The sequence below is a fragment of the Haloferax sp. AB510 genome, from assembly GCF_024136985.1.
Classification (GTDB): domain Archaea; phylum Halobacteriota; class Halobacteria; order Halobacteriales; family Haloferacaceae; genus Haloferax.
Window position 1 is genome coordinate 1 of record NZ_JAMYJY010000026.1, and the last position, 25,503, is coordinate 25,503.

Sequence of the window (25,503 nt, forward strand, 5' to 3'; positions counted from 1 at the left end):
CCCCGGCCGTTCCATCGAGGGCGTCGCCACGGCGGCGCTGTACGCGTCGGCCCGGCAGGCCGGCGTTCCGCGCTCGCTCGACGAGGTCCGGCGTGTCTCCCGCGTCGACAAGATGGAGCTCACGCGAACGTATCGCTACGTCTCCCGCGAACTGGGACTCGACATGAAGCCGGCGGACCCGGCGCAGTACCTCCCACGGTTCGTCTCCGAACTCGATGTGACCGACGACGTGGAGCGCCGCGCTCGGTCGCTCCTCGACAACGCGAAGCGACAGGGCATCCACAGCGGCAAGAGCCCGGTCGGCCTCGCGGCGGCGGCCATCTACGCTGGCGCGCTCCTCGCCGACGAGGAGCTGACGCAGTCCGAGGTGAGCGAGGTGACCGACATCAGCGAAGTGACCATCAGGAACCGCTACCGCGAACTCCTCGAAGCGACGCAGAAGTCGGGCGAGAGAGCCGTCGGGACGACCGCCTAACTCGGGACTCCGACGCTAAAAGCCGCTTTTCTCTTCGGTTCGGTTCGTTTTCAGCCGGCGCGCTCGGGCTGTTCAGTCCGTTCGGGTTCGACCGCGAGGACGCGGTAGCGCTCTCGAACGCGTCAGCGATTGCACGTACACGGTGAGCGAGTCGCACCGCCGCGTCCCGGCAGAGCACCGCGAACGCGTTCGACGAGTTCGCACGCAGTCTCGCGGAGGACAGCGGCGTTCGATTCGGACCGTTGCTCTCGGAAGTCGAAGTAGAGCGCTGTCGGCAGGAGAAGCGAGGCGTACACGCCGCTGACGGCGACGGCAATCTGTAGCGGGTGGTCGGCGGGGACGACTGCCCAGCCGACCGTGATGAGCGCCCACAGCGCGATTCCCTGTCGGACGGTCGGACGCCATTGGTTCGCGGGCGTCGGCTGCGCCTGCGCGTCTGGGCCGCCGTGGGCGGCGGCGTCGCCGCTCGATTCGAACACCGGGCGGTCGGCTCGGGGGGACTCGGTTCGGGTGTCGTCACGTGGAGAAGAGGCGTGACGGAGCGTTCGTTCGGACATATGGTGGTATCGACGGCTACGGCTCCGAACCTAATGTGACCCTGTTTGGAATATACCAACGCCGAGGAACGAAAGCCGCGGTCGGTCTCGACGGGTCAGTTGACGCCCGCGCCGTCGACCGGTTCCGCGAACGCGACGGTCTGTTTCACGTCGGTGACTTCGACCTCGACGCGGTCGCCGGGCTCCGTGCCGGGGACGATGATGACGAAGCCGCGTTCGACCTTCGCGATGCCGTCGCCCTGGTCGCCGAGCGTGTCGATGATGACGGCTCGGACGTCGCCTTCCGCGACGGGCGGTTGTCGCGGCTGTGAACGCGCCTCGTGGGAATCCGACGCCGGAGCCTCCGGTTCCCGCTCGTCGCCCGAACTGATGCCGCGGCCGTCGGTCGTCTTCGCTGCCGTCGGTTCGGCCGAAGCCTCGGTCGTCGACGCGGTGCCCGGACTCGTCAACAGCGCGACGCGGTACAGTTCCTCCGTCGAAATCGACCCGCTCTCGACGAGTTCGCTCGGAATCGACACCACGTAACGGTCACCGTCTCGCTCGACCGAAGTCTCGAAAAGGAGCCGAAGAGAATCTGAGATATCAGTCACTTCCCCCTACTTCGCGTCAAACCAAATAAAAGGTGGTGAAAATACCGCACTCGTTTCGGCCGACGACGACCAATGGAACCGACCGAGACCCGCTTGTCCACGACCGCAGGCGCGCCCGAAAACACATGACAACCGGACACAATTTTTAGCTATGGCACGCGACACGCTCGTTTCGTGGCAGACGTTCGCGCTGTTCGTCTTGTTTCCGCCGGCGGCGCTCATCGCCCTCGTGTTCTTTCCCCTGACGCTGCTCGTCTTCGGGTGGCTGTACTACCGCGGCAAGCACGAGGCGATGCTGGAGTCCGACGAGCGAACGACGGCGGGGCCGAACGACCTCGGTCCGTGAGACGCCGTCGCTGCGGGCCCGAACTCAGTCGGCGCACTCGTCGAGGTCGGTGAGGGCGTCGATTCCTTCGTGGGTCAGTTCGAGCGACTCCGTCGCCACGGCGGCCGCGTCGGCGACGAGGTGCGGCCCGGTCCACCTGACCGGCGTCGCCGCCCGGCAGACCCACCCGCGAACCGGCTCGCCGGTCGCGTCGAGCAGGCAGATGCAAACGTCCTGTGGGGTCGCCTCGCCGTCGACCCACGCCCGGAACCACGCCCACAGCGACTGGTCGTCGGTGACACCCCGGCGGAGTTCGAGCGGCGGCGAACTGGCTTCTCGGCGGGACGGTGAGGGTGGCCGCGGTCGCGGACCCGGTCGCTTCCGCACACGGCGGCCGCGACGGCCGTAGCGGTCGCGGCGGTCGGTCTCGGACGGCGGCGAGTCGGACCGCGACTCGTCTCCGTTCGCGGACTCGACCGCCACCGAGAGCCCGCGAACCTCAGAGAACCCCAGTTTCGAGAGCGCGTCGCATCGGACCCGAAACCGGTGTGCGCCGTAGGGGTCGGACTCGGCCGCAGTCACGTCTCGTCGGACTCCTCATCGCCGGCGCGACTCACCTTCAGTCGTGATTCGTCGATGCCCTGCGGCAGTCCCTCACCGACCGGGAAGTCGAGGTCCGGGAGCGCTGGGGTGGAACCGCCGTCGTTCTCACTCTCGTCGTCCTCGTCGTCACCGGTTTCGACCGCGATTCGTGCGAATCCCTCGTGGACGACGACGAGGCGCTCGACGGCGACTTCGGAGGCCATCGCGTCCAACCGGGGCGCGTCGTACTTCGAGGGCCACGCCTCGCGGAAGACCCAGCGAGCGGCGGGGTTGCCCGTCGCGTCCAACAGCACGACTGCGGCGTCACGCCGGGCTTCGGCCATCTCGCCCTGTTCGACGAGCGTCCGCCACTCGGACAGTTCGAGCGACCGGTCGGTCACACCAACTTCGAGCACGAGCGGCCCGTACTCGTTCAGACCGGGGAGTTTCCGCGGCGTCGGCGGGTCGGCCCCCTCGCGGTACTCGACGACCGCCGAGGTCGCCGACGGGAGGTCACAGCGGCTGAAGCCGGCGGTCACGAGTCCACCAATTTCGAGGATGAACCGTAGCTGTCTGTACGGGTCTGTCCGAGTGGCCATCGTCAGCGACCTCCGAGGAAAACGAGCGCCGACGACCAGGGTGCGGCGGTCCGCGAGGTATTGGTACGTGAAAACATATCAATCGAGACTCGCAGTGGCGGCTAATGAACGTGTACCCTACGTGCGAAAGCGCGCGGAATGGGTCGATAAGGAAAAACGGTCATAGCGGAACGGGTCCGACGAACCGGTGGAGTTTCGTCACGCGTCTCGGCAGGCCAACCAGAACGCTCTCAACGGGGAATTCGCGGGGTATCGGCGGCGAGCAGGTAGCCGTAACGACTAGCATCGTCACGCCGAGAGGTCGATACCCCGGAGCCGACGGGCGTTGACCGCGACGATAATCGTCGACAGAGACATGAACACAGCGCCGACCGCCGGCGACAGGAGGATACCGACCGGCGCGAGAACGCCCGCGGCGAGCGGGAGTGCGAACACGTTGTAGCCGGTCGCCCAGACGAGGTTCTCCTGCATCTTTCGATAGCTCGCCTTCGAGAGCTTGACGAGCCGAACCACGTCTACGGGGTCGTTGTCAACGAGGATGATGTCGCCCGATTCGATGGCGACGTCGGTGCCGGAGCCGATGGCGATGCCGACATCCGCCCTCGCGAGCGCCGGTGCGTCGTTGACGCCGTCGCCGACCATCGCGACCCGCTTCCCCTCGGACTGGAGCCGCGCTATTTTGGTGTCTTTCTCCTCGGGCAGGACCTCCGCGAAATACTGGTCGATGCCGAGTTCCGCAGAGACGGCGCGCGCGACGTCCTCGGAGTCGCCGGTCAGCATCGCGACCTCGATTCCCATCGCGTGCAGCGCCTCGATGGCCCGCCGGCTCTCCTCGCGGATGACGTCGGCGAGCGCGAACGCCGCGACGACCTCCGACTCGTCCCGAATCAGGTAGATGACGGTCTGGGCGTTCGAGCCGGCCTCGTCGGCGAACGACGCGATTTCGTCGGGATACTCGATACCGAGTCGATCTATCAGGTTGGGGCCGCCGAGATGAACCGTCTCGCCCTCGACGGTCGCCCGGACGCCGAGTCCGCGGAGGTTCTCGAACTCCGACACCGTGGCCCGTCGAACGTCGCGGGCGGCGGCGGCGTTCCGAATCGCGCGAGCGATCATGTGCTCCGAGTCGCCCTCGACGCCCGCGGCGACCTCGAACGCCCGCGTCTCGTCCCACTCGCCCGCGGTCTCGACGCCGACGACTCCCTGTTCGCCCTTCGTGAGCGTGCCCGTCTTGTCGAAGACGACGGTATCGAGGTTCCGCGCCTCCTCCATGGCGATGCGGTCGCGGATGAGCATCCCGTTTCGGGCGGCCGTCGAGGTGTTGATTGCGACCACGAGCGGGACGGCCAGACCGAGCGCGTGCGGACACGCGATGACGAGGACTGTCACGACGCGTTCGAGGACGCCAACGCTGAACCCGACCGCGAGAACCCACGCGACGGCCGTGACTCCCGCGGCGGCGAGCGCGGCGTAGAACAGCCAGCCGGCCGCGCGGTCCGCGAGAAGTTGCGTGCGGGATTTTGACTGCTGGGCGTCTTCAACCAGACGCATGATTCCCGCCAGCGCCGTCTCGTCTCCCGTCTTCGTGACCCTCACGCGGAGGCTCCCGTCCTGATTGACCGTGCCGGCGATGACCTCCGAACCGAGGTTCTTATCGACGGATCGAGACTCGCCCGTAATCATCGACTCATCGACCGACGACTCGCCCTCGGCGACTTCGCCGTCGGCGGGAACCGACGCGCCGGGCCGGACGAGCACGACGTCGCCCTCCGACAGTGCAGAGACGGGAACCTCCTCAGTATCCCCGCTCTCGGTGACGCGCTCGGCGGTGTCGGGCATGAGTTTGGCCAGTTCGTCGAGCGCCCCGGAAGCCTGCCGGACCGACCGCATCTCCATCCAGTGGCCAAGGAGCATGATGTCGATAAGCGTGACCAGTTCCCAGAAAAACGGCGTCGTCCCCTCGATGAACAGGCTCGCAATCGAGTAGCCGAACGCGACGGTGATCGCCAGCGAAATGAGCATCATCATCCCCGGTTCGCGGTTCGCCAGTTCGGTCCGAGCCATCGAGAGGAACGGCACACCGCCGTAGGCGAAGACGACGATAGAGAGGACGGGCGTAATCCAAACGCTTCCGGGGAACGTCGGCGCGGTGTAGCCGAAGGTACCTTGGACGAACTCGCTGAAGTAGACGACCGGCAACGACAGCGCGAGCGACACCCAGAACCGCCGCCGAAACATCTGCTCGTGGCCCGAATGGTCGGTGTGGGCCTGGCGATGGTGGTGTGACGAAGCGTCGTGGTCGTGGTCTGGATGGGTGCTCATGGGTTGGTGGGTGGTGCCGTCCCCGCATCTTGTCCGGAGCCTGAAACAGCGCGGCGCGGTCAGGCGAAGGGGATTAGGGGGAGAGCGGTGAGGGAGTCGTCGACGGTATACGGTTCTCGAACCGTCTAGGTTCACGCAGACGCGGGAAACGCATCGTATCACGCGACTTCGGCTCTCTGTTTGCGGTCAGCGGGCTATCCCCGGACGGTGACAGCCGCCGACGTACACGGAAACGTACGCTCCCCGGCCTTATGCGGATTTTCCCTTCGAAACATCGGCTCTGAGGCGGCCGATATCTTGGAATCGAAACGCCGTGGGTCGTTCCGATCCCCACCGGACGCACGCAGAAGTGGACGCAACAACCACAACTGGTACACCGGTGTCGCTCCAATCACCGTGCATGAACGAGCATCACGGGAAACCGAGGTGGGGTGGATGAATCGGCGACGAGCCGACGCGGTCGTCGGCGCGCTCGTCGCTGGCACCGTTCTCATCGGCGGAGCGCTCAGTTGGCAGGCGTACCAGCGACAGCAGGCGTTCGAGCAGATGGGGTCGATGATGGACATGGGAACGTCGATGGGGGCCGTTCACGGAACGAACCCGCTGTGGTACGTCCTCGGGACAGTCCTCGCCGCGACCGTCATCGGTGGCGGGTATCTCGCGGTTCGAGACGCGATAGACGGTGCGGACGCGAGCGAGCGCGTTCAGGGCCAGACGCCAAATCCGACCGACCGTGAACGGTCCGAACCGCCGGCGGAAGTCGGTCAGTCGGAGGAGACGAGTCCCTCGGCGTCACACCCGCGGACTCGCGTGTTGGACTTCCTCCCGGAGGACGAGCGTCGGGTGCTCGAACCGGTTCTCACCTCGCCCGGGATCACGCAGATAGAACTCCGGGACCGCTCGGACTTCTCGAAGAGCAAGGTGAGCCAGACGGTGAGCGCCCTCGAAAAACGCGGGTTGCTGTACCGCGAGCGCCAGGGACGAACGTATCGAATCTATCCGAGTGACGAGTTACAGCAGAACCAAGCGCCGTAGCCGACTGCCGTGGCGTCTCCTCGCTCGCGGGTTGCCCGAACCGGTGGGTGAGAGTACGCGGAAAGGCCCGACACCGGCGAATTCGGCGCTGATGAACGGTCCCGTTTCTGAAAAACGATTAGAACCCCGTATAAACGTTCTTGGACGTTCTCAGAGCTGTGTTCACACCCAGTCCGATAACTCCGGAGCGGTCCTACGACCAACCGAGGAGAAACACAATGACCAACGTCAAACTCGGCCGCTGGCTGCTCGCGGCGCTCGCAATCGTCGGACTCGCGGTCGCCGCGCCCGCGGTCAGCGCACACGGCGACGAAACGGCTGTCGACGACGCGGCCCCGACCGGTGGAACCGCCGCCGAGTGGGCGGCGTGGATGGAGTCGCAGATGACCGAACACATGGGGCCGGGGAGCGTCGAATGGATGGAGTCGCACATGGGCGTGACCGTCGACGAGATGGCCCGGGACATGGCTGACGGCGACCACGACGGCGGAATGTACGGGCAGGGCCACTGCTGACGGACCTGTCCGGATGAATCGCCTCGATAGAACACCGCAACCTACCGATTCGAACCAATGACACAACGTGACACCTACCTCGGACGTACTGCTCGCCGACTCGCGATGCTTGCGGTCCCGCTACTGGTCGCGGCGACCGGCACGGCCGCCGCCATGGGCGGCGGATACGGCGGTGGCATGATGAGCGGTGGCTGGGGGCTCTTCGGCGGCGGGATGGGCCTCTGGGGACTCCTCTGGATGGGGCTACTGCTCGCGGTTCCGCTGTACCTCGTCTTCGCCCTCGGGAAGCGGCGGGAGACCGATCCCGACGAACGGCCGCTGTCGGTCCTCCGAACCCGCTACGCGCGGGGCGAACTCTCGGACGACGAGTTCGAACGGCGGCGCGAACAGTTGGAGCGCTCCGAATAGCTCGTTCGACGGCCTACCGCGACACCGTCGTCTCTGCCCGAATGTCGCGGGACGAGCGACCGATCTCGACGACGTAGTCACCCGCGTCGACGGTCCACCCCTCGGAGTCGTCGTATCTGCGGAACGCGTGCTCGGACAGCGAGAGTTCGACCGTCTCGGTCGCGCCCGCGGCGACTTCGACGGCCGCGTAGCCGGCGAGTTCTCGCGTCGGGCGCTCGACGCCCGCGACGGCCGGCGGGCGGACGTACGCCTGCACGACTTCTCTCCCGTCGCGGTCGGACGCGTTCGTCACCGCGACCGCGACCACGTCGTCGCCGCGCACCTCCGCGTCGCCGTACTCGAAGGTCGCATACGAGAGGCCGTGTCCGAAGGGGTAGGTCGGTTCGTCGTCCGCGTCGGCGGCGTCGAAGTGCCGGTAGCCGACGAAGACGCCCTCGTCGTACTGCGCCTCGTCGGCGACGCCCGGGAATCGCTCATCAGACGCCGTGGGGTACGACTCCTCGGGCGCGAACGTGACCGGGAGGCGACCCGAGGGGTCGGCGTCGCCGTAGAGGATCGACGCGAGCGCGTCACCGTCTGCCTGTCCGGGGTACCACGACTCGACGATAGCGTCGACCGAGTCGCGCCACGGCAGTTCGACCGGGCCGCCGGACTGGACGACGACGACTGTCCGGTCGGCGGCGTCGGCGACGGCCGCGACGAGTTCGTCCTGTTCGCCGGGAAGCCGGAGCGTCTCGCGGTCCGCGCCCTCCGTGGTCGCGTCCCTGACGACGACGACCGCGACATCGGCCTCGCGGGCGCAGTCGGCTGCCGCGTCGATGTCGGGCGTCTTTCCGCCAGGGAAGTCGTCGGCGCCACCCGCGGCGTCCGCGCTCTCGTCGTCAAAGAACGAAGGCGTGACGACGCGCTCGACGCCGGGTTCGAACGCGACCGAGCCGTCGGTTCGGGCGCGGATACCCGCGAGCGCCGAGACCTCGCGGGCGGGGGTGACTTCGGAGGAGCCGCCGCCGCCGAGCATCGCCTCCGAGACGCCGGGGCCGACGAGCGCGACGTCGGCGTCGTCAGAGAGCGGGAGCGCCCCGTCGTCGTTCTTCAGGAGAACGGTGCCGCGGGCGGCGAGCGTCTCGGCGAGGTCGCGGTGTTCGGGCGTATCGAGCGCGCCGCCGCCCCAGTCGCCGTCGAGGAGGCCGATGCGGTCCATCTGCCCGAGAATTCGCGCGACCATGTCGTCGAGGCGGTCGGCCGGGACCGAGCCGGACTCGACCGCGGATTTCAGTTCGGTCGCGAACCTGGGCGTCGTCGTCTCGCCGGCCGGGATGCTCTCGTCGTCGCCCTCCTCCAGCATCTCGGCGTCGGGGTCGAGCCCGAACGCCTCGTGGAGCGCTTCGAGCGAGATGCCCGGCATTTCGAGGTCGAGGCCGGCGGTGGCCGCACCGACGGCGCTCGCGGTGCCGAACCAGTCGGAGACGACGTAGCCGTCGAAGCCCCACTCGTCTTTCAGCACCTCGGTGACGAGCCGCCGGTGGTCGCTCATGTGGGTTCCGTTGACGCGGTTGTACGCGGTCATGACCGACCCCGCGCCCGCCTCGACGGCCGCCTCGAACCCGGGGAGATAGAGCTCTCGGAGCGCCCGCTCGCCGACTTCGGCGCTGACGATGAGTCGCTTCGTCTCCTGGTTGTTGGCGACGTAGTGCTTCGGCGTGGCGAGGACGTCCTCGGACTGGAGGCCCTCCACGACCGCGGCGGCGAAGTCGGCCGTCACGACCGGGTCCTCGGCGTAGTACTCGAAGTTACGCCCGCAGTTGGGGACGCGAATGAGGTTCAGCCCGGGGCCGAGGACCGCGTGCTGGCCGCTGGCTTTGGCCTCGCGGGCCATCGCGACGCCCTGTCGCCGCGCGAGTTCGGGGTCGAACGTCGCCGCCACGGCAATTGAGGCCGGAAAGGCGGTCGACGAGCGGCCGGGGATGCGAATCCCGAGCGGCCCGTCGGCGAGGCGAAGTTCGGGGATGTCGAGTCGGGGGACGCCGGGCACGTAGCCGGTCGCCGTCCTTTCGGGGTCGGCCGCCCCGCGCACGAGCGAGCACTTCTCGTCGAGGGAGAGCGAGTCGACCAAGTCGGAGACATCGGGGTCCGAGAAAGCCATAGAACTGGCTACGAGTTTCGTCAGTAGCTCGAATAGTGTTGTGATGCCAGCAGAGCAGGACCCTTGTCGGGGAGTCGGTGGTCAGAGGGGCGAATGTCGACGAGGCAACGGGTTTTTGAACTCGTCAACTTAGAAATGAAGTATGGTTTACGAGACTGGAAACCCGACTGTCGACGACGCGGTGCGGCGGGTGCTCGGCGGCGAGGAACTCGACCGGACCGACGGGGTAGCACTCATCGCGCAGCCGGTCGAGCCCCTCGCGGCGGGGGCCGACTACGTCCGCTCGGTCCGCTCCGACGGGACCGTGGACGCCTGTTCCATCGTCAACGCGAAAGCCGGAAACTGCGCCGAGGACTGCGGGTTCTGCGCGCAGTCGGCGCATTTCGACACCGGCGTAGAGACGCACGGCTTTCTCGGGCCGGAGGCGGTGTTAGAGGCCGCCCGGCGCGCCGAGCGCGACGGCGCACAGCGGTTCGGCATCGTCGTCGCCGAGAAAGGCGTCTCGAAGGAGCGCCGGCCCGACGAGTGGGCGGAGGTGCTGGCGGCGATTCGACTCGTCCGCGACGAGACGAACGTCGAAATCGACGCCTCGCTCGGACTGCTCACCGAGGAGGAGGCGCGAATACTCGCCGACGAGGGCGTGAACCACTACAACCACAACATCGAGACCTCGCCGCGGTACTTCGACGAGGTGGTCGGAACCCACGACTTCGAGGACCGACTGGTGACGCTCCGACGGGCGAAAGACGCGGGGATGGACCTCTGTGCCGGCGTCATCCTCGGGATGGGTGAGACGCCGGCGGACCGCGTCGACGCCGCTATCGAACTCCAGAAAATCGGCGTCGAGTCGCTCCCGGTGAACGTGCTCAACCCCGTCCCTGGCACGCCGCTCGGCGACGCCGACCACGCCGACATCACGACGACGGAACTCGTCAAGACCGTCGCAGTCTATCGACTGCTCCACCCCGACGCGCGCGTCCGGCTGACCGGCGGGCGGGAAGTGAATCTCGCGCCCGACGAGCAACACCTCCCGTTCGAGGCCGGTGCGGACGGCATCCTCACCGGCGACTACCTGACGACCGACGGGCAGTCGCCGGCGGCCGACATCGAAGTGGTCGAGCGGGCGGGCCTCGAACCGAACCGCGCGGTCAACGACTTCGACGTGGACGCGGTCAAGCGTCGGGAAGCGAGAAACGACTGAGGTCGGCCGAATCGGAGGGCGACAGAGTCGACGACGGGGACCGCGACCGGACCGTCGCCCGCTATGAACGGCTACGTGATACTATTGTGAACACAAAAGTTTAATTTAGTTATATGTTCAAAAGAATTAAATTTAGAGCCGATAACCGGCCGGTGTCGAATGACACGAAACACGCGACGCAGGTTCGTCAAGACCGTCGGTGCCGCCGGAATCGCGGGGCTGGCAGGATGCACGGGTGGACAGGACGGAGGGCAGTCACCGGACGAGGGCACGGGAGGCGACCCGGCCGAGACGACGACGGCCGGTGAGACAACCGGGTCGTCCGGGACGGAAACGACGACCATCAAGTTCTGGCACGCGATGGGCGGGGACATCGGCAAACTCATCGACTCGCTGGCGAGCGAGTTCGAACAGCAGGCGGACGGCATCCGGGTCGAAGCGACCCAGAAGGGGAGTTACCGCGAGACGCTGAACGCCACGACGTCAGCGGTACAGGCCGGGAACCCACCCGCCATCGCACAGATTTTCGAAATCGGGACGCAACTCGCCATCGACAGCGGCGTCTTCGCGCCAGTCGAGGACATCATCCCGGAAGACCGGGTGAACTTCGACAACTACCTCGACTCCGTGCTGAACTACTACCGCATCGACGGCACGCTCCACTCGATGCCGTTCAACTCCTCGAACGCCATCTTCTACTACAACAAAGACGCCTTCGAGAGCGCCGGCCTCGACCCCGAGGCCCCACCGACGACCTTCCAAGGCGTGTTGGACGCCTCGACGGAACTCACGGACGCGGGCGCAGTCGACACGGGAACGACGTGGCCGAACCACTCGTGGTTCGTCGAACAGTGGCTCGCAGAGCAGAACCAGACGCTCGTGAACAACGAGAACGGTCGGACCGGTCGCGCGACCGAGGCCCACTTCGAGAGTGAGGCCTCGAAGACCGTCTTCGACTGGTGGGCGAACCTCTACGGAGAGGGGCAGTACCTCAACCCCGGCATCGAAGCGTGGTCAGAGGCCCAACAGGCGTTTCTCACCCAGAAGACGGGGCTCCTCGGCTACTCCACGTCGAGCATCGCCCCCATGACCGAGGGCGCGCGGAACAACGGCTTCGAACTGGGGACGATGCGACTCCCGACGCCCGGCGGACAGCGACAGGGCGTCGTCATCGGCGGGGCGTCGCTGTGGACCCCGAAAAGCCTCGATTCTGCCAAGCAGGACGCCGCCGGGGAGTTCCTCGCGTGGCTCACGGAACCCGCCCAGCAGAAGCGCTGGCACACCAACACGGGCTACTTCCCCGTCCGCGAGGAGGCGATTACCCAACTCGAAGACGAGGGATTCTACGACGAGAACCCGAACTTCCGCACGGCCATCGACCAGCTCCGCGAGACGGAGGACTCGCCGGCGACCCGCGGCGCGCTCATGGGGACGTTCACGAAAGCCCGAACCATCGTCGAGGAGGGCTACGTCAGCATGATTCAGAACGACGACCGGAGCGTCGACGACGTGCTCGGCGACATCGACGCACAGGTCGAAGACGCCCTCGCGGGCTACAACCAGAAGGTAAACTGAGCGGCGAAGCGACACCTCGCCCGCGCGAAACCGCGTCCCGACACCGCCCGTCAACACTCATCACACACCACTCACAATGAGCGATTTCACCAAACCGTACCGTTCGACGACGCAGGCCGGCCTGCTTCTGGTCCCGACGCTGGTCGTTCTCGTGGCCTTCCTGTACTACCCGGCCGTCGAGACGTTCCGGCTCAGTTTCTTCCAGACGCTCCTCTTGGGAACCGGCCGGCAGTTCGTCGGCATCGACAACTACGTCGCGCTCGCAACGTCCGCCGAATACCGACAGAGCCTCTTCGTCTCCGTGCTCTTCGCCGCCGCCGTCGTCGTCGGCACGCTCGTCGTCTCGCTTTTCATCTCGTACCTGCTGTTCGAGGTCCGCGCGGGCGCGTCCGGCTACCTGCTCGCGGCCATCTGGCCGTACGCGCTCCCGACGGCGGTCGCGGCGACCATCCTCCTGTTCATGCTTCACCCGACGCTGGGCATCGTCACGCACTACCTCGAGGCCCTGACGGGGCTCACTCTCGACTGGTTCACGAGCGGTCCGCTCGCGTTCGGGGTCCTCGTGGCCGTCGCGGTCTGGAAGCAACTCGGCTACAACATCATCTTCCTCGTGGCCGCGCTGAACAACGTCCCCGAGACGCTGACCGAGTCGGCGCGACTCGACGGCGTCGGCCGACTGCGGATGCTCGTCCGGGTCTACCTTCCGCTCATCTCGCCGACGCTGACGTTCCTCGTCGTCATGAACACCATCTACGCCTTCTTCGGGGCGTTCCCGCTCGTTGACCTCATGACGAGCGGCGGCCCGAACAACGCGACGAATCTGCTCATCTTCAAACTCTACCGCGACGCCTTCTCGTTCAACAGCCTCGGGTTGGCCTCCGCGGAGTCGACGGTGCTGTTCGGCATCGTGTCGCTTTTGATGTACGTCCAACTCCGGTTCTCCGACCGGCACGCGCACTACGGGGCCTGACATGGCGACGAACACAGACACGGCGACCGAGCCAGCACCGTCGCGTCGGCTTCGAACCCGGTTCGAACGCGCCTTCGGCGGCGACCTGCTCGTCCACGTCGCGCTCGCGGGCGCTATCGCGCTGGTCGCGCTCCCGCTCGTCCTCGCGGTCGTCATGAGCACGCAGTCCACAACGGAGGTGTACGAGGTGACGAACCTCGGACTCGGAAGCGCCGGACTGTCGAACTACGAGACCGCGCTCACGGAGTACAACCTCACGCGGTACATGATCAACTCGGCGGTCATGTCGGTCGTCATCGTCGTGGGCAAGGTCTCGCTGTCGCTTCTCGCCGCGCTCGCGCTCGTCTACTACCGCTTCCCGTTCGAGCGCGCCGTCTTCACGTTCATCCTGCTGACGCTCTTGGTCCCGGTCCCGGTCCGCATCGTGCCGCTGTTCCAACTCATGGCCGACCTCGGATGGGCGAACTCGCTTCTGTCCATCACCGGCCCGTACATCGCCAGCGCGACGGCGGTGTTTCTCTTCCGCCAGCATTTCATGTCGATTCCGGAGTCGCTTGTGGAGAACGCTCGCCTCGACGGCGTCGGCCCGCTTTCGTTCCTCGTCCGCGTGCTGATACCCATGTCGAGGGGGATGATAGCCGGCGTCTCCGTCATCACGTTCATCTACGCGTGGAACCAGTATCTCTGGCCCCTCATCGTCGTCAGCGACCAGTCCAAGCAGGTGGTGCAGGTCGGTATCAAATTCCTCCAAGGCGCGAGCCAGTCCGGCCTCACCCAATGGGGGCTCATCATGGCCGGAGCCGTCATCGCGCTCCTCCCGCCGCTCGCCGTCCTCGTCACGTTGCACCGCCCGCTCCTCGAAACGTTCGCAATACAACAGAAGTAATCCATGACACACCTCAGACTCGACTCCCTCACGAAGCACTTCGGCGACGTGAAGGCCGTCAACGGCATCGACCTCGCGGTCGAAGACGGCGAGTTTCTCGTCTTCGTCGGCCCGTCGGGGTGCGGCAAGTCGACGACGCTCCGAATGCTCGCCGGGCTCGAATCGATCACCGACGGCACGCTCTCTATCGGCGGCACCGTCGTCAACGACCACCCGCCCGACGAGCGCGACGTGGCGATGGTGTTCCAGAACTACGCGCTGTACCCGCACATGACGGCCGCGGAGAACATGACGTTCGGCCTCGACTCGGGGCTCTTCGACCGGTCGAACCACGACGAAGGGGTCGCGGAAGTCGCCGAGACGCTCGGCATCACCGACCTCCTCGACCGCAAGCCAAAGGAACTCTCCGGCGGCGAGCGCCAGCGGGTCGCAATCGGCCGCGCACTACTGCGCGAACCCGAGGTGTTCCTCCTCGACGAACCGCTTTCGAACCTCGACGCGAAGCTGCGAGTGGAGATGCGGACCGAACTGCTCGAACTCCACCGAACGCTCCGGACGACCACCGTCTACGTCACCCACGACCAGACCGAGGCGATGACGCTCGGCGACCGCGTCGCCGTCCTCAACGGCGGCCGAATCGAACAGGTCGACCCGCCGCAACGCCTCTACGACTACCCGGAGACCCGGTTCGTCGCCGAGTTCATCGGAACGCCGGCGATGAACGTCCTGCCCGTCGAAATCCGTGACCGAGGGGACGCCCTCGTCGTGGAGCGCGAGGGGTTCGAACTCGCGCTCCCGGACGCTGACGGATCCGACATACCCACCGGTGACGCTGGCGGCTCCAGCGGCACGTTCGGCGTCCGACCCGAGGACGTCTCCATCGTCTCGGGGCGCGCCCGCGACGCACCGACTATCGAAGCTGCGGTCAACGTGACCGAGCCGTTGGGCGACGCGCTACTCGTCCACTGCACGCTCGGCGGGGCCGAACTCAAAGTGAAGGCCGAACCCCGGAGCGCGGTCGAGCCGGGCGAAACGGTGGCACTCGCGTTCGACGAGGAACGCCTCCACCTGTTCGACGACGACGGGAACGCGGTCTATCACTCGTCTCACCCACCGGGCGACGACCGCGGCGACTCGGACCCGCACGAGCCAGTCGAAGCCACCGGGTCGCAGTAGGGCCCAGCGCGCGCCCGTGCTACCGCTCGCCGAACAACGCTGGCGACAGGTCGAGGCCCGCCCGCTCCTCGTCGGTGAGTTCTTCGAGGACGCTCGTCCCGGAACCCGGCTTCGAGTCCCACGACCAGTCCTCGTGGAGACGGAGACGGCCGTCTTCCAGTTGTTCGATTCGGTCCGTCGAGTGGCCGGTCGCGGTCGTCCCGTCTTCGGTGACGTGGGAATACCGGAAGTCGAGCGTGTCGCCGAGGTGGAGGCCGACGAGGTGGCCCAGCCTGACGGTTCCGCCGCGGTACGTCGCGTGAATCAGGTCGTCGGACTGGTCGAACCAAAAGTAAGTGTCGTCGCCGACGTCGCCGCCCTCGGCGTTGGCGACCGATTTGAAGACTCGCCCGTCGAGCGACGGCGCGTGAGATTCGGGCATAGTCCGTGTGCGAAGCCGACCACTATGAGTGGTCCGCCGCCGACGCGCCGAAGTGCCCGGTTGTCCCCCGGGCGACCGCCCGTCCCGGCCTGTTACACCACCACCAATCAGTAGCTACTCCGGTCTCCCGAACCGGAGTCAGAGCCGTTTTTGACTGCGTCAGTCGCCTTTTCGATGCCTTTCTTGGCCTTCTCTTCGCTCACCTTCGTTCGCTTTCCGACCTGTTTGGCGACTTCGTCTTCGTGGCCCTCTACGAGTCCGAGCAACCGTCGAAGCTTGCTCATCACGCCCATGGCGTCGGCGATAGCGACTCCTCGGACGAAAAGGTGGTGGCCGTCGAACGAACACGGAGGACTCCGAGAGCACACACCGCCCAAATAGTAAATATTCATACATACATTTGAATCAGGTACTTCTCGAAGTGCTATCTCACTCTCGATTCGTGGTTCGAGAGCACAAGGTACGACCGAGAGGACCGAATAGGCCGTTAGTTCGGCGTTCACGGATTGCTTTCGGTGGCAAGCGGTACGGTGCGGAACAGCATTGATTGGTACCAAAATCTCGAGCCGAAAGGTGGTTTGAGTGGAATAAAGTAATCTTCGCCGTTTCAGCGTTCGAACCCTTACTTCTCGGGTATCGTCGAAGGCGAGGCGGGAGATAGCGTCCCGGATCCAAATTATTACTGTCTTCTGATGAATTAGTCAATAGATAATTTATCCGAGAATAATATTTCGCCGGCTGTAATCGAGACCGTGCAATCACGCCGTCCGAACCTACGCTCAGGTCGGTGACACGATACGAGAATATATTACAGACGTACGGGCGTAATTTGTTGGTTCTCAGTAATAATCCAGCGGAGAGAGCAGCTGCAGCTATTGCGAGTATATAATGTTCGGTATTTCCGAACGGTTGCGGGAGAGTCGGCAGCGTCGAGTGACGCGGGTCGGACCCCCGAGTCAGGCGAGCGCGAGCTCCAGTTCGAACTCGCTGACGATGTCCTTGACCGTGTGGGCGAGCTCGGCTTTCCGGCTTTCTCCGGTCACCGAGTGAGCTGGTCCTGTGACGCTGAACCCACCGATAACGTCGCCCGAGCGGCGCGTCGCGGCGACGCCGATGGCGTAGAGTTCGTTGAAGTTCTCGGCGCGGTTGACCGCGTAGCCCTGGTCGCGGACGCGCTCTAATTCCTCGAACAGCGCCTCGCGGTCGGTCGTGGTGTTTTCCGTCTCCTGTGGGAGGCCCCACCGGTCGATTATCTGTTCGATGCGCGGCTCCGGAAGCTCCGCGAGAATCGCCTTCCCGACGGCGGTGTTGTGCAGGAACAACCGATTGCCGAGTTGCTCGTGGGACCACCCCATCTTGCTCCCCGACGCGGTGTGCAGGAAGACCGCTTTCCCGCCCATCTCGACGGTGAAAATCGACCGAAGGCGAGTCTCTTCGAACAGACGCTCCGTAAACTGTCGCGCAAGGACGAACGCCGGCTCCCGCGTCCGGACTTGGTTCCCCAATCGGAGCAGTTCCGGACCGATGAAGTAGAAATCGCCCTCCTTGATGACGAACTGTTCCTGCTTGAGCGTCGCGAGGTGGCCGTGAATCGTGCTCTTGGGCTTGTCCATCCGCTCGGCGATTTCGGAGACTCGCGCGCCGTCTATCGCTTCGAGTTGCTTCAGAATCTCTATCGAGGTGGCGGTCGTCCGGAGCGTCTTGGGCGAGTTATCCGTTGGCATACCCCAATATTTTCGCCCCGATATTTAAAGTTCAGGATAGTCGAACGGCTGGTCGACCCCGCGGCGCAGCGTGGCGGCGGCGGCGGTATGGGTGAGCGCGTTCACCCCTCGACTTCGACCCAGTCGCCGCGCTCGCCGGACTCGTAGGCCGCATCGAGAACGCGCAGCAGTTGCACGGCGTCGTCGACCGTCGCGGGCACGTCGCCGGTCTCGTAGCCTGCGAAGTAGTCCTCGAAGTAGTCCTGCACGAAGTCGCCCCACGCCGGGAACCGGTCGTAGGTGAACTCGAACTCGACGGTCCGCTTCGGCGCGGCGGTCCAGTCGGGGTGCTCCGAGGTGATGTCCAGCGGGACCGTGGGTTCGTGCTGCAGCGAGTCGTGGTGCAACGGCGTCAACGCCTGTCCCTCGGTGCCGTAGAGCCCGAGGTGCGTGTCCTTGCCGCGGTCGCTCAGGTAGTAGCCGGTGTGGTACGTGCCGAGCGTCCCGCTTTCGGTCTCGAACTGGAGGACGGCCCCGGCTTCCACGTCCGTCTCGACCGCATCGTGGAACCGGGCGTTCACCCGCGCGATGGGGTCGTCGAGAATCCACGGCATCACGTCGACCCAGTGCGGGCCAATCCATTGGAGCGCGCCGCCGCGACTCGTCTCCCGGTCGTAGAGGTAGTGGTCGGTGTCCCGGTAGGAGAGCTGGCTGGCGTTGAAGCGGCCGTCGAGCGTCCACACGTCGCCGAAGAAGCCTTCCGAGACTCGGTCGCGGAGCGCCATCGCGACGGGGTTGCGCCGGTAGTACATCGTCGGCGAGACGGTCACGCCGAGTTCGTTGGCCCGGTCGGCGATGTCTTCGAGGTCGGCGGCGGTCCGAGCGATGGGTTTCTCGCTGACGACGTGAACGCCGTTCTCGACGGCGCTCTCGATGATTGCCGGCGTCTCGTCGCTCCGGTAGGTTATCCACGCCACGTCGATGTCGGCGTCGGAGACGAGTTCGTGGGGATCCTCGTAGACCGCTGCGCCGCCGACGAGGTCCGCCATGTCCTGTCCCTCGGTCGTGATTTCGTCGGGGCGGTCATCCATCGCCGCGATGTTCGCCACGTCGACCCGGCGTCCGGGTTCGCAGACCGCGGTAATCGTCGCATCCAACTCGCTTGCGACGGCGAAATAGGGGTCCCGGTGGTGGTGGTCGATACCGATGTATCCGATATTCGTTCCCATACATGTAGTTCACCGAAAATAGTGTAAAAAGATGCGGGTTCAAGCAATATAGTCGGCGGCGAACGATGCGTCGGTCCCGCGCAGTCAGCGCCGCGGCGTTTCGACCCGCCGAGACCACGACCGAAGCCACGGTCGGGTCCCGCCGTTGGGGACGTTTAGCTCGTGGTTATTGACTGGGAGGTCCGGGTAGCCGCCGACCTGCTCCTGACTGTCGACGAGGTAGCTCTCCCCGTTTTCGACGTTTTCGAGGATGCGTTCGTCGGTCGCCGTCCGGTCGGCTGGGCGCGCGCCGACGTTCGCGAGGTCGTGTTTGAATGTTCGGTCCGACGGCATCGCCGTGAGTCCGTCGGGCCACAGCGGCCGCTCGTCGACCACGGACACGTTCTCGTCGACCATCGGCACGTCGCCGTCGGTGCGGTTGTCTTCGAGGTACGCCACGGCGGTGTCCACGTCGTCCTCGGTGAAGACGTTCGCCTTGTCCGAGTTGGGCCGGAGATAGGCGTTGCCGACGATGCTCGCCTCGGTGTCGGGGTCAAGCCAGGTGCCGTCTTCGAAGTCGTACATCACGTTGTTGACGACGACGCTCTCGGTGCCCTCCTTGAGTCTGGGGTGACGGTCCGTGTTGAACGCCCAGACGTTCCCCAGCATGGCGACGTTCTTCGCGTCGTTGCCGATGAGCGAGCCGTAGCCGTGTTCGCCCTTCGGGTGGACCGAGTCGTCGAGCGCCTCGGCGACGAGACAGTTCGAGACGGTCGTCTCCGCCGTCTCGTAGCCGACCGAGAGGCACTCGTCGACGCTCCACGAGGCCGAGACGTGGTCGATGACGTTGTTCTCTGTCTCGTCGGCCGTGTTGACCGTGTCGAGCGCCCAGTCCTCGGTCGGCTCCTCGATGCCCGCGTCGCCGAGTCGCACCCGGACGTGCTGGAGGACGCAGTCGCTCGCCCCGATATTCACGCGACCCTTGACCATCGTGATACCCGGGGAGGGCGCGGTCTGACCCGCGATGTAGCACTTGTCGTACGGAATCGGGAGGTCGCGCACGCCGAGGTCGATCGTTCCGCTGGTCTCGAAGACGACCAGTCGCTCGCCGTCGATGGTGACCGCCTTTTCGAGTTGGCGACGCGTCGGCTCGGTTATCACGATGATCGGTGTGTCGTCGTCGAGCCACGGTGCAGTCTCAGCGAACCCGTCGCTCGGTCCGAAGTGCGACACGCTGTCCGGACCGGCGTGGGCCGGGACCTTGCTGTTCGACGGATTCGGCGTGCTGAACGTGGAGACCGCGCCTCGCGCGGTGTCTCCGTCGGCCGTGTCTGCCACCGCGCGCACCTCGTAGTAGCGACGCCGCGTCAGGTCGTCCGCTTCGACGTTGAACGCGCCCGGCGAGGTGAGTTCCGTCGGGTCCGTGGTCTTCCACGATTCGGTGGGAACCTCCCGGTACTCGAAGTAACAGTCCGCGGAATCGGCACCGCCGAGGTCACCGAGTTCGCCGGTGAGCGTCGCGGACCCGGGGCCGGCGTCGGTTACGTCGTCGGTCGATACGAGCGGGACGCCCGCCGTACTCTCCACGCTCCCCGCGACTTCGACGTCGCCGATATCGCGGTTCCGGTCGAGGTCGACGCCAGAAAGGCTCTGGAACGTCGCCGTCGCGAGCGTCCCCGAGAGGTGGCTGGTGACCGCCAGTCCGACGTAGACGCTGTCGTCCAGCGAGATGTCGGCGGCGTCGAGCGTGTTAATCGATGTCCACGTCTCGCCGTCCGTGGAGTGGTACGTCTCTATCGTGTCACCGCTTCGCTTGAGACGGAGCCAGTCAGCCAGTGTGCCGCCGACGCTGTTCGTCTCGGCACCGTCTTCGGGCCGGTACTGCATCGACGCCTCGCCGTTGGGCCGGCGACGGACCATGACGTTCTTCGAGTCGGGATCGAGCGACTCGCGGACCATCGGGCCCGTCTTCGTCCAGCTTTCGATGTTGTCGATGCCGGTGTTCTGGACGGCGACGTCGAAGTCGCCGCTCAGTTCCGTGTAGTAGTAGTGGAACGCGTCGGCAGTACCCCAGATGTCATCGCCGCCGCCCTGCATCGAGATCACGGTCGCGGCCGCGGCGCTGCCACCGAAGAGGCCAGTCGTCGCCGCACCGATACTTCCTGCTCCGAGCACGCGGAGGAACGTCCGTCTATCGGGTCTCATGAGTGCATCACTCGAACAGACAACATATTCAACGATTGTTATAATTTATGGCAGCCTGAATCTGGCACCGGTAGAGTGTATAAAGTTCGAGAGGCACGAACGGTTGACGCCGCGGCTGGTTCGAAATGACGAGATGAGATATAAAATATTACACCCATATGTTTGTAATACATGTGCCGTATGTTATAAAGTTCGGCATACTCGAATAGAGATATCCGGTCACGCACGTCGTCGATTACCGTTCTCTCGGACACCGTCGAATCGGCGGCTCGCGGGCGCAGGCGACGGTCAGGCGCGCGAATCGTTCACGGCGGAAAGCGAAGCCATGCAAAAGGTTATTACACTCCGACCAGCAGATTGGTGCAACGAGTCAGCACATGCAAGAGCTAGGTATCATCATGAACGGCGTGACCGGCCGGATGGGAACGAATCAGCATCTCATCCGCTCTATCGTCGCGCTACGTGAGGAGGGCGGTGTGGAACTCCCCAACGGGGAGCGAGTCATGCCGGACCCGATTCTCGTCGGCCGCAACGAGCGCAAACTCCGCGAACTGAGCGAGGAACACGGTATCGACCGCTGGACCGTCGACCCCGACCTCGAGACGTGTCTCGACGGCGACGACGAGGTGTACTTCGACTCCCAGATAACCCCCCGCCGCCCGGACAGCGTCATGAAAGCCATCGACGCCGGAAAGCACGTCTACTGCGAGAAGCCGCTGGCGAGCGACCTCAGCGCCGCGCTCGACGTGGCCGGGATGGCCGAAGAGAGCGACGTGAAACACGGCATCGTCCAGGACAAGCTCTGGCTGCCGGGGCTGTTGAAGCTCCAGCGACTCATCGAACAGGACTTCTTCGGCGACATCCTCTCGGTGCGCGTCGAGTTCGGTTACTGGGTGTTCACCGGCCACGGACAAGAGGCGCAGCGCCCCTCGTGGAACTACCGCGCGGAGGACGGCGGCGGTATCGTCGACGACATGTTCTCCCACTGGAGCTACGTGCTGGAGAACCTGTTCGGCGAGGTGGAGTCCGTCCGCTGTCTCCAGAAGACCCACATCGACGAGCGAATCGACGAGGACGGCGAGCCGTACGAGGCGACCGCGGACGACGCCGCCTACGCCATCATGGAGCTGGAAGACGACATCGTCGCCCAGCTCAACTCCTCGTGGACCGTCCGCGTCAACCGCGACGACCTCCTCGAAATTCAGGTCGACGGGACCGAGGGAAGCGCGGTCGCCGGCCTGCGCGACTGCAAGACGCAGGGCCACGCGAACACGCCGAAACCGGAGTGGAACCCGGACACGCCGAAGGAACACGACTTCTACGAGGACTGGACGGGCGTCCCGAACAATCAGGTGTTCGAGAACGCGTTCAAGCTCCAGTGGGAGAAGTTCATCCGCCACGTCGTCGCCGACGAGCCGTTCCCGTGGGACTTCACCGCCGGGGCGCGCGGCGTCCAACTCACCGAGGCGAGCTATCGGTCCTCCGAGGAGGGCCGTCGCGTCGTTCTCGACGACCTCAGCGTGTAGAACGGCCCCCCGACGAACAGTTTTATGTCGAACTCGGCCGTCGAGTTTCGCATGCACACAGATGACGGCGAGAACCCCGTAGACTGGCTCTCAGTCCCGGAAGACGTTATCCTCGAAGCGTGCGGTAACCCCCCGCTCCCCGAGTTAGGTATCCTCGAACAGGTCTGGGAGACGAATCCGATTCCGACGGCCGAGGTTCCGGAGGCGGCCGCGGAGGCCGTCGCCGCGCTGTCGTTCGCGGACGTTCCCGACGGCGGCGAGGTCGCACTCGGCGTGGGGAGCCGCGGTATCGCGAACATACCCGACATCGTCGCGGGCGTCGTCGACGCCGTCTCCGAGGCGGGCTACGAGCCGTTCGTGTTCCCCGCGATGGGGAGCCACGGCGGCGCGACCGGCGAGGGTCAGCGGGGGATGCTGAACGAACTCGGCGTCACCGAAGAACGAATCGGCTGCGAAATTCGGTCCAGCATGGAGGTCGTTGAGGTCGGGCGCACGCCGGACCGCGACGTGCCCGTCGTCGCCGACGCCAACGCGGCGGCTGCGGACGCCATCATCCCCGTCAACCGCGTCAAGCCCCACACCGACTTCGACGGCGAGGTCGAAAGCGGGCTGTCGAAGATGCTCGTCATCGGCATGGGCAAACAGCGCGGCGCGCAAATCGCCCACAAGTGGGCGGTCGACTGGTCGTTCCGGCGGATGATTCCCGAGATAACCGAGCAACTCTTGGACTCGCTTCCCATCGTCGGCGGCGTCGCAATCGTGGAAGACCAACACGACGACACCACGCTCATCGAGGGCGTTCCCCCGTCGGGCTTCCTCGACCGCGAGCGCGAACTGCTCGAAACCGCGTACGAACTGATGCCGAAGCTCCCGTTCGAGGAGCTCGATTTGGTCGTGTTCGACCGACAGGGCAAGGAGATTAGCGGGCAGGGGATGGACACGAACGTCATCGGCCGCCGGCCGTTTTCCATCAACGAGCCCGCACCCGAGAAGCCGAACATCAAGCGCATCTACACCCACGGGCTAACCGAAAAGACTCACGGCAACGCGATGGGCGTCGGGTCGGCGGACGTGATTCACGAGGACATCGTCGCCGAGTTGGACGCGCAGACGACGCTCATCAACGCGCTCACCGCGAGCACCATCCGCGGCGTGAAGCTCCCGCCCGTCGTCGAGACCGACCGTGCGGGCGTGGTCGCCGCGCTGTCGACCATCGGCGTCGTCGACCCCGAAACGGTCCGGGTCGTCCGCGCGGCCGACACCATGCACCTCCACCGGCTGTACGCCTCGCCGGCGCTCGTCGAGGAGGCCCGCGACCGCGACGACCTCCGCGTGGTCGAAGAGCCCTCGCCGATAGCGTTCGAAGACGGGCAGTTCGCCGCGCCGTCGCTCCGGGGCTGAAGCGCGCAGAAGCGTCTTTTTCGGGAAAACGAGTGTGTCGGGCGTCGCCTACCGCTCGACCGTCTCTGGCTGTACTGAGACGACGGCCTCGGCCATGTCGCCGTAGTTGCCCGCGAGGAGCACCGAGGACTCGCCGTCGCCCTCGTCGCGGACGCGAGCGAACGCTTCGCCGTCGTCGGGGGCGACGCAGCCGCCGATTCGGAGGTTCTCGACGCCGTCTGCCTCGACTGCTGGCCCCTCGTCTGTCTCGGCCTCGAACCCGTCGAGGACGACGGTCGAACTCGCTTCCGCGGTCAGCGGAGTCCCGATTCCGTCGGGGACCGTCACGCGAACGTCTCGGAACGAGACGCTGCCGAGCGACTTACAGAAGACGCCGTGTCGTTGGTCGTACCCCTTCGCCATCGCGGGCGAGAGGTCCGAGGCGTCGAACGGGCGGGTCGCGTCGATGTCCACGTCGGTAAAGGAGATGCCCTCGAACCGCTGTTCGGGGAGGCCGGCGAGGAACGCCGCCGACTCGACTTCCTCGGCGGTGATGTGGTGGAAGTCGACGTTGCGGACGTTCGGCGTCGCCTCGGTGACGGGCTTGGGGTCGCTGTCGATGTCCGTCTGGTAGTAGCCGTTGATGACGAACGGGCAGGCGACGCGGCGCATGATGATGGTGTCGAACCGGAGGTCCTCGACCGTCCCGCCGCGGCCGCGCTTAGACTTGATGCGGATGCCGCGGTCGGTGTCGGTGAAGGTGCAGTTCGTGACGGTGACGTGCCGCACGTCGCCGGCCGTCTCGCTCCCGATGACGACGCCGCCGTGGCCGTGTTCGACCGTGCAGTTGGTCACGACGACGTTCTCGGTCGGGCGTCCGACCTCGCGGCCCTGCTCGTCCTTGCCGGACTTCAGGCAGATGGCGTCGTCGCCGGCGTCGATGTGGGTGTCGCTGACCCTGACAAAGCGCGAGGAGTCGATGTCGATGCCGTCGCCGTTCGGGGCGTCCGGCGGGTTCTGAATCGACACGTCGTGAATCGTCACGTCGTCGGAGTAGACCACGTGCGTGTTCCAGAACGGAGAGTTCCGGAGCGTCACGCCGGAGACGGTCACGTTCTCACAGCCGTCTATCTGGAGCAGCGGCGGACGCACCGTGAACGTGCTCACCTCGTCCTGCTGGTTGCCGCGTCGAATCTCTTCGAGACGCTCGGTGAGGGCGGGCGGGTACTCCTCGGGCGGTAACGACACGAACTCCCACCAGTAGGAGCCGCCGCCGTCGATGACGCCCTCACCGGTGATGGTGACGTTCGAGGCGTCGGCCACGTGGAGACACGGGTGGAAGCCGTCTTGGTCCCACCCCTCCCAGCGGCTCTCGACCGTCGGGAACTCGGTGAAGTCCTGGACGAACCGGAGTTCCGCCCCGTTTGCCAGTCTGAACGTCGTGTCGTCGCCGACGCGGAGCGGGGCGCTTCGGTACGTCCCCGGCGGGAGATACACCTCGCCGCCCTCGCCGGCGCAGTCGTCGAGCGCCGCCTGAATCGCCGCCGTGTCGAGCGAATCGTCGTCTTCGATACCGTAGTCGCGCACGTTCCGCTGTTCGAGAGTCACGCCTCAAGCATCCGCGAGCGCGTTGATAAACGTTGTGCTGGGGTACCACGAGGCACCGGTATCGGCGACGCGAGGCGAGAGACGGAAGCGGAG

At 65.7% G+C, this 25,503-nt stretch carries 24 protein-coding genes; 12 read left to right on the forward strand and 12 right to left on the reverse strand.

Annotation, left to right across the window (positions count from 1 at the left end; all coding sequences use genetic code 11):
- On the forward strand, nucleotides 1-475 hold a 475-nt coding region (locus NKF06_RS07030), incomplete at its 5' end, for a transcription initiation factor IIB family protein (protein WP_253244941.1).
- 122 nt (nucleotides 476-597) lie between these two features.
- On the opposite strand, the gene NKF06_RS07035 is transcribed toward NKF06_RS07030, so the two are convergent.
- Together NKF06_RS07035 and NKF06_RS07040 are read right to left on the reverse strand one after the other, a co-directional pair.
- On the reverse strand, nucleotides 598-1,032 hold the full coding sequence (locus tag NKF06_RS07035) for a hypothetical protein (RefSeq protein ID WP_253244942.1): 435 nt from the start codon (nucleotides 1,030-1,032) through the stop codon (nucleotides 598-600).
- Nucleotides 1,033-1,127: 95 nt separating this feature from the next.
- Nucleotides 1,128-1,622, reverse strand: a complete 495-nt coding sequence (locus NKF06_RS07040; protein WP_058828663.1) for a TRAM domain-containing protein — start codon at nucleotides 1,620-1,622, stop codon at nucleotides 1,128-1,130.
- A 151-nt stretch (nucleotides 1,623-1,773) separates the two neighbouring features.
- Here NKF06_RS07040 and NKF06_RS07045 point away from each other — a divergent pair, with 151 nt between their 5' ends.
- Nucleotides 1,774-1,968, forward strand: coding sequence for a hypothetical protein (locus NKF06_RS07045; protein ID WP_058828662.1), 195 nt, complete (start codon nucleotides 1,774-1,776; stop codon nucleotides 1,966-1,968).
- Between the two features lie 24 nt (nucleotides 1,969-1,992).
- Here NKF06_RS07045 and NKF06_RS07050 read toward each other — a convergent pair whose 3' ends face one another.
- The 3 genes from NKF06_RS07050 to NKF06_RS07060 form a co-directional block, all read right to left on the reverse strand.
- A complete protein-coding gene (locus NKF06_RS07050) occupies nucleotides 1,993-2,529 on the reverse strand; it encodes a phage tail protein (RefSeq protein WP_253244943.1) in 537 nt (178 codons plus the stop codon).
- Complete coding sequence (locus tag NKF06_RS07055; protein ID WP_058828660.1) at nucleotides 2,526-3,128, reverse strand: phage tail protein; 603 nt, start codon at nucleotides 3,126-3,128, stop codon at nucleotides 2,526-2,528. The genes NKF06_RS07050 and NKF06_RS07055 overlap by 4 nt, the downstream gene beginning before the upstream one ends.
- Nucleotides 3,129-3,416: 288 nt before the next feature.
- Complete coding sequence (locus NKF06_RS07060) at nucleotides 3,417-5,366, reverse strand: heavy metal translocating P-type ATPase (RefSeq protein ID WP_309142116.1); 1,950 nt, start codon at nucleotides 5,364-5,366, stop codon at nucleotides 3,417-3,419.
- A 519-nt stretch (nucleotides 5,367-5,885) separates the two neighbouring features.
- Here NKF06_RS07060 and NKF06_RS07065 point away from each other — a divergent pair.
- From NKF06_RS07065 to NKF06_RS07075, 3 genes are all read left to right on the forward strand, one after another.
- Complete coding sequence (locus NKF06_RS07065) at nucleotides 5,886-6,485, forward strand: MarR family transcriptional regulator (RefSeq protein WP_058828659.1); 600 nt, start codon at nucleotides 5,886-5,888, stop codon at nucleotides 6,483-6,485.
- Nucleotides 6,486-6,703: 218 nt separating this feature from the next.
- Nucleotides 6,704-7,000 carry a hypothetical protein gene (locus NKF06_RS07070; protein ID WP_253244945.1) on the forward strand — a complete coding sequence of 99 codons (297 nt, stop codon included), beginning with the start codon at nucleotides 6,704-6,706 and terminating at the stop codon, nucleotides 6,998-7,000.
- Nucleotides 7,001-7,057: 57 nt separating this feature from the next.
- Complete coding sequence (locus NKF06_RS07075; protein ID WP_058828657.1) at nucleotides 7,058-7,408, forward strand: SHOCT domain-containing protein; 351 nt, start codon at nucleotides 7,058-7,060, stop codon at nucleotides 7,406-7,408.
- Between the two features lie 13 nt (nucleotides 7,409-7,421).
- Here NKF06_RS07075 and NKF06_RS07080 read toward each other — a convergent pair whose 3' ends face one another.
- Nucleotides 7,422-9,551 carry a glycoside hydrolase family 3 C-terminal domain-containing protein gene (locus NKF06_RS07080; protein WP_253244946.1) on the reverse strand — a complete coding sequence of 710 codons (2,130 nt, stop codon included), beginning with the start codon at nucleotides 9,549-9,551 and terminating at the stop codon, nucleotides 7,422-7,424.
- A gap of 142 nt (nucleotides 9,552-9,693) precedes the next feature.
- Here NKF06_RS07080 and bioB point away from each other — a divergent pair, with 142 nt between their 5' ends.
- The 5 genes from bioB to NKF06_RS07105 all read left to right on the forward strand — a co-directional run bounded on the left by bioB (nucleotide 9,694) and on the right by NKF06_RS07105 (nucleotide 15,359).
- Nucleotides 9,694-10,752 (forward strand): biotin synthase BioB, encoded by a 1,059-nt coding sequence (gene bioB / locus NKF06_RS07085; protein ID WP_253244947.1) that lies wholly within the window; start codon nucleotides 9,694-9,696, stop codon nucleotides 10,750-10,752.
- A 159-nt stretch (nucleotides 10,753-10,911) separates the two neighbouring features.
- Complete coding sequence (locus tag NKF06_RS07090) at nucleotides 10,912-12,327, forward strand: ABC transporter substrate-binding protein (RefSeq protein WP_253244948.1); 1,416 nt, start codon at nucleotides 10,912-10,914, stop codon at nucleotides 12,325-12,327.
- Between the two features lie 76 nt (nucleotides 12,328-12,403).
- On the forward strand, nucleotides 12,404-13,297 hold the full coding sequence (locus tag NKF06_RS07095) for a sugar ABC transporter permease (protein WP_058828653.1): 894 nt from the start codon (nucleotides 12,404-12,406) through the stop codon (nucleotides 13,295-13,297).
- A 1-nt stretch (nucleotide 13,298) separates the two neighbouring features.
- Nucleotides 13,299-14,183: a carbohydrate ABC transporter permease gene (locus NKF06_RS07100; RefSeq protein WP_058828652.1), complete on the forward strand. Its 885-nt coding sequence runs from the start codon at nucleotides 13,299-13,301 to the stop codon at nucleotides 14,181-14,183.
- A gap of 3 nt (nucleotides 14,184-14,186) precedes the next feature.
- Entirely contained in the window at nucleotides 14,187-15,359 is a 1,173-nt protein-coding gene (locus tag NKF06_RS07105) for an ABC transporter ATP-binding protein (RefSeq protein WP_253244949.1), read from the forward strand.
- Nucleotides 15,360-15,378: 19 nt separating this feature from the next.
- Here NKF06_RS07105 and NKF06_RS07110 read toward each other — a convergent pair whose 3' ends face one another.
- From NKF06_RS07110 to NKF06_RS07130, 5 genes are all read right to left on the reverse strand, one after another.
- Nucleotides 15,379-15,780 (reverse strand): hypothetical protein, encoded by a 402-nt coding sequence (locus NKF06_RS07110; RefSeq protein WP_253244950.1) that lies wholly within the window; start codon nucleotides 15,778-15,780, stop codon nucleotides 15,379-15,381.
- Nucleotides 15,781-15,887: 107 nt separating this feature from the next.
- On the reverse strand, nucleotides 15,888-16,148 hold the full coding sequence (locus NKF06_RS07115) for a hypothetical protein (RefSeq protein ID WP_253244951.1): 261 nt from the start codon (nucleotides 16,146-16,148) through the stop codon (nucleotides 15,888-15,890).
- A 588-nt stretch (nucleotides 16,149-16,736) separates the two neighbouring features.
- Entirely contained in the window at nucleotides 16,737-17,504 is a 768-nt protein-coding gene (locus tag NKF06_RS07120; RefSeq protein WP_253244952.1) for an IclR family transcriptional regulator, read from the reverse strand.
- Nucleotides 17,505-17,605: 101 nt separating this feature from the next.
- On the reverse strand, nucleotides 17,606-18,712 hold the full coding sequence (locus NKF06_RS07125; protein ID WP_253244953.1) for a Gfo/Idh/MocA family oxidoreductase: 1,107 nt from the start codon (nucleotides 18,710-18,712) through the stop codon (nucleotides 17,606-17,608).
- Between the two features lie 84 nt (nucleotides 18,713-18,796).
- Nucleotides 18,797-20,896, reverse strand: coding sequence for a DUF1349 domain-containing protein (locus tag NKF06_RS07130; protein WP_253244954.1), 2,100 nt, complete (start codon nucleotides 20,894-20,896; stop codon nucleotides 18,797-18,799).
- Between the two features lie 377 nt (nucleotides 20,897-21,273).
- Between NKF06_RS07130 and NKF06_RS07135 the strand changes: the two genes are divergently transcribed.
- Both NKF06_RS07135 and NKF06_RS07140 read left to right on the forward strand, forming a co-directional pair.
- A complete protein-coding gene (locus tag NKF06_RS07135) occupies nucleotides 21,274-22,422 on the forward strand; it encodes a Gfo/Idh/MocA family oxidoreductase (protein WP_253244955.1) in 1,149 nt (382 codons plus the stop codon).
- Nucleotides 22,423-22,446: 24 nt separating this feature from the next.
- Entirely contained in the window at nucleotides 22,447-23,823 is a 1,377-nt protein-coding gene (locus NKF06_RS07140; protein ID WP_253244956.1) for a DUF362 domain-containing protein, read from the forward strand.
- A gap of 48 nt (nucleotides 23,824-23,871) precedes the next feature.
- Here NKF06_RS07140 and NKF06_RS07145 read toward each other — a convergent pair whose 3' ends face one another.
- Nucleotides 23,872-25,410, reverse strand: coding sequence for a glycosyl hydrolase family 28 protein (locus tag NKF06_RS07145; RefSeq protein ID WP_253244957.1), 1,539 nt, complete (start codon nucleotides 25,408-25,410; stop codon nucleotides 23,872-23,874).
- Nucleotides 25,411-25,503 lie beyond the last annotated feature (93 nt).

Bases quoted from the DNA above. Each gene is read 5' to 3' on its own strand.
- NKF06_RS07075 (WP_058828657.1), top strand. From the start codon at position 7,058: ATGACACAACGTGACACCTACCTCGGACGTACTGCTCGCCGACTCGCG.
- NKF06_RS07110 (WP_253244950.1), bottom strand. From the start codon at position 15,780: ATGCCCGAATCTCACGCGCCGTCGCTCGACGGGCGAGTCTTCAAATCG.
- NKF06_RS07135 (WP_253244955.1), top strand. From the start codon at position 21,274: ATGCAAGAGCTAGGTATCATCATGAACGGCGTGACCGGCCGGATGGGA.
- NKF06_RS07095 (WP_058828653.1), top strand. From the start codon at position 12,404: ATGAGCGATTTCACCAAACCGTACCGTTCGACGACGCAGGCCGGCCTG.
- NKF06_RS07120 (WP_253244952.1), bottom strand. From the start codon at position 17,504: ATGCCAACGGATAACTCGCCCAAGACGCTCCGGACGACCGCCACCTCG.
- NKF06_RS07100 (WP_058828652.1), top strand. From the start codon at position 13,299: ATGGCGACGAACACAGACACGGCGACCGAGCCAGCACCGTCGCGTCGG.
- bioB (WP_253244947.1), top strand. From the start codon at position 9,694: ATGGTTTACGAGACTGGAAACCCGACTGTCGACGACGCGGTGCGGCGG.
- NKF06_RS07140 (WP_253244956.1), top strand. From the start codon at position 22,447: ATGTCGAACTCGGCCGTCGAGTTTCGCATGCACACAGATGACGGCGAG.
- NKF06_RS07045 (WP_058828662.1), top strand. From the start codon at position 1,774: ATGGCACGCGACACGCTCGTTTCGTGGCAGACGTTCGCGCTGTTCGTC.
- NKF06_RS07060 (WP_309142116.1), bottom strand. From the start codon at position 5,366: ATGTTTCGGCGGCGGTTCTGGGTGTCGCTCGCGCTGTCGTTGCCGGTC.
- NKF06_RS07065 (WP_058828659.1), top strand. From the start codon at position 5,886: ATGAATCGGCGACGAGCCGACGCGGTCGTCGGCGCGCTCGTCGCTGGC.
- NKF06_RS07080 (WP_253244946.1), bottom strand. From the start codon at position 9,551: ATGGCTTTCTCGGACCCCGATGTCTCCGACTTGGTCGACTCGCTCTCC.
- NKF06_RS07070 (WP_253244945.1), top strand. From the start codon at position 6,704: ATGACCAACGTCAAACTCGGCCGCTGGCTGCTCGCGGCGCTCGCAATC.
- NKF06_RS07125 (WP_253244953.1), bottom strand. From the start codon at position 18,712: ATGGGAACGAATATCGGATACATCGGTATCGACCACCACCACCGGGAC.
- NKF06_RS07090 (WP_253244948.1), top strand. From the start codon at position 10,912: ATGACACGAAACACGCGACGCAGGTTCGTCAAGACCGTCGGTGCCGCC.
- NKF06_RS07105 (WP_253244949.1), top strand. From the start codon at position 14,187: ATGACACACCTCAGACTCGACTCCCTCACGAAGCACTTCGGCGACGTG.
- NKF06_RS07035 (WP_253244942.1), bottom strand. From the start codon at position 1,032: ATGTCCGAACGAACGCTCCGTCACGCCTCTTCTCCACGTGACGACACC.
- NKF06_RS07130 (WP_253244954.1), bottom strand. From the start codon at position 20,896: ATGAGACCCGATAGACGGACGTTCCTCCGCGTGCTCGGAGCAGGAAGT.
- NKF06_RS07055 (WP_058828660.1), bottom strand. From the start codon at position 3,128: ATGGCCACTCGGACAGACCCGTACAGACAGCTACGGTTCATCCTCGAA.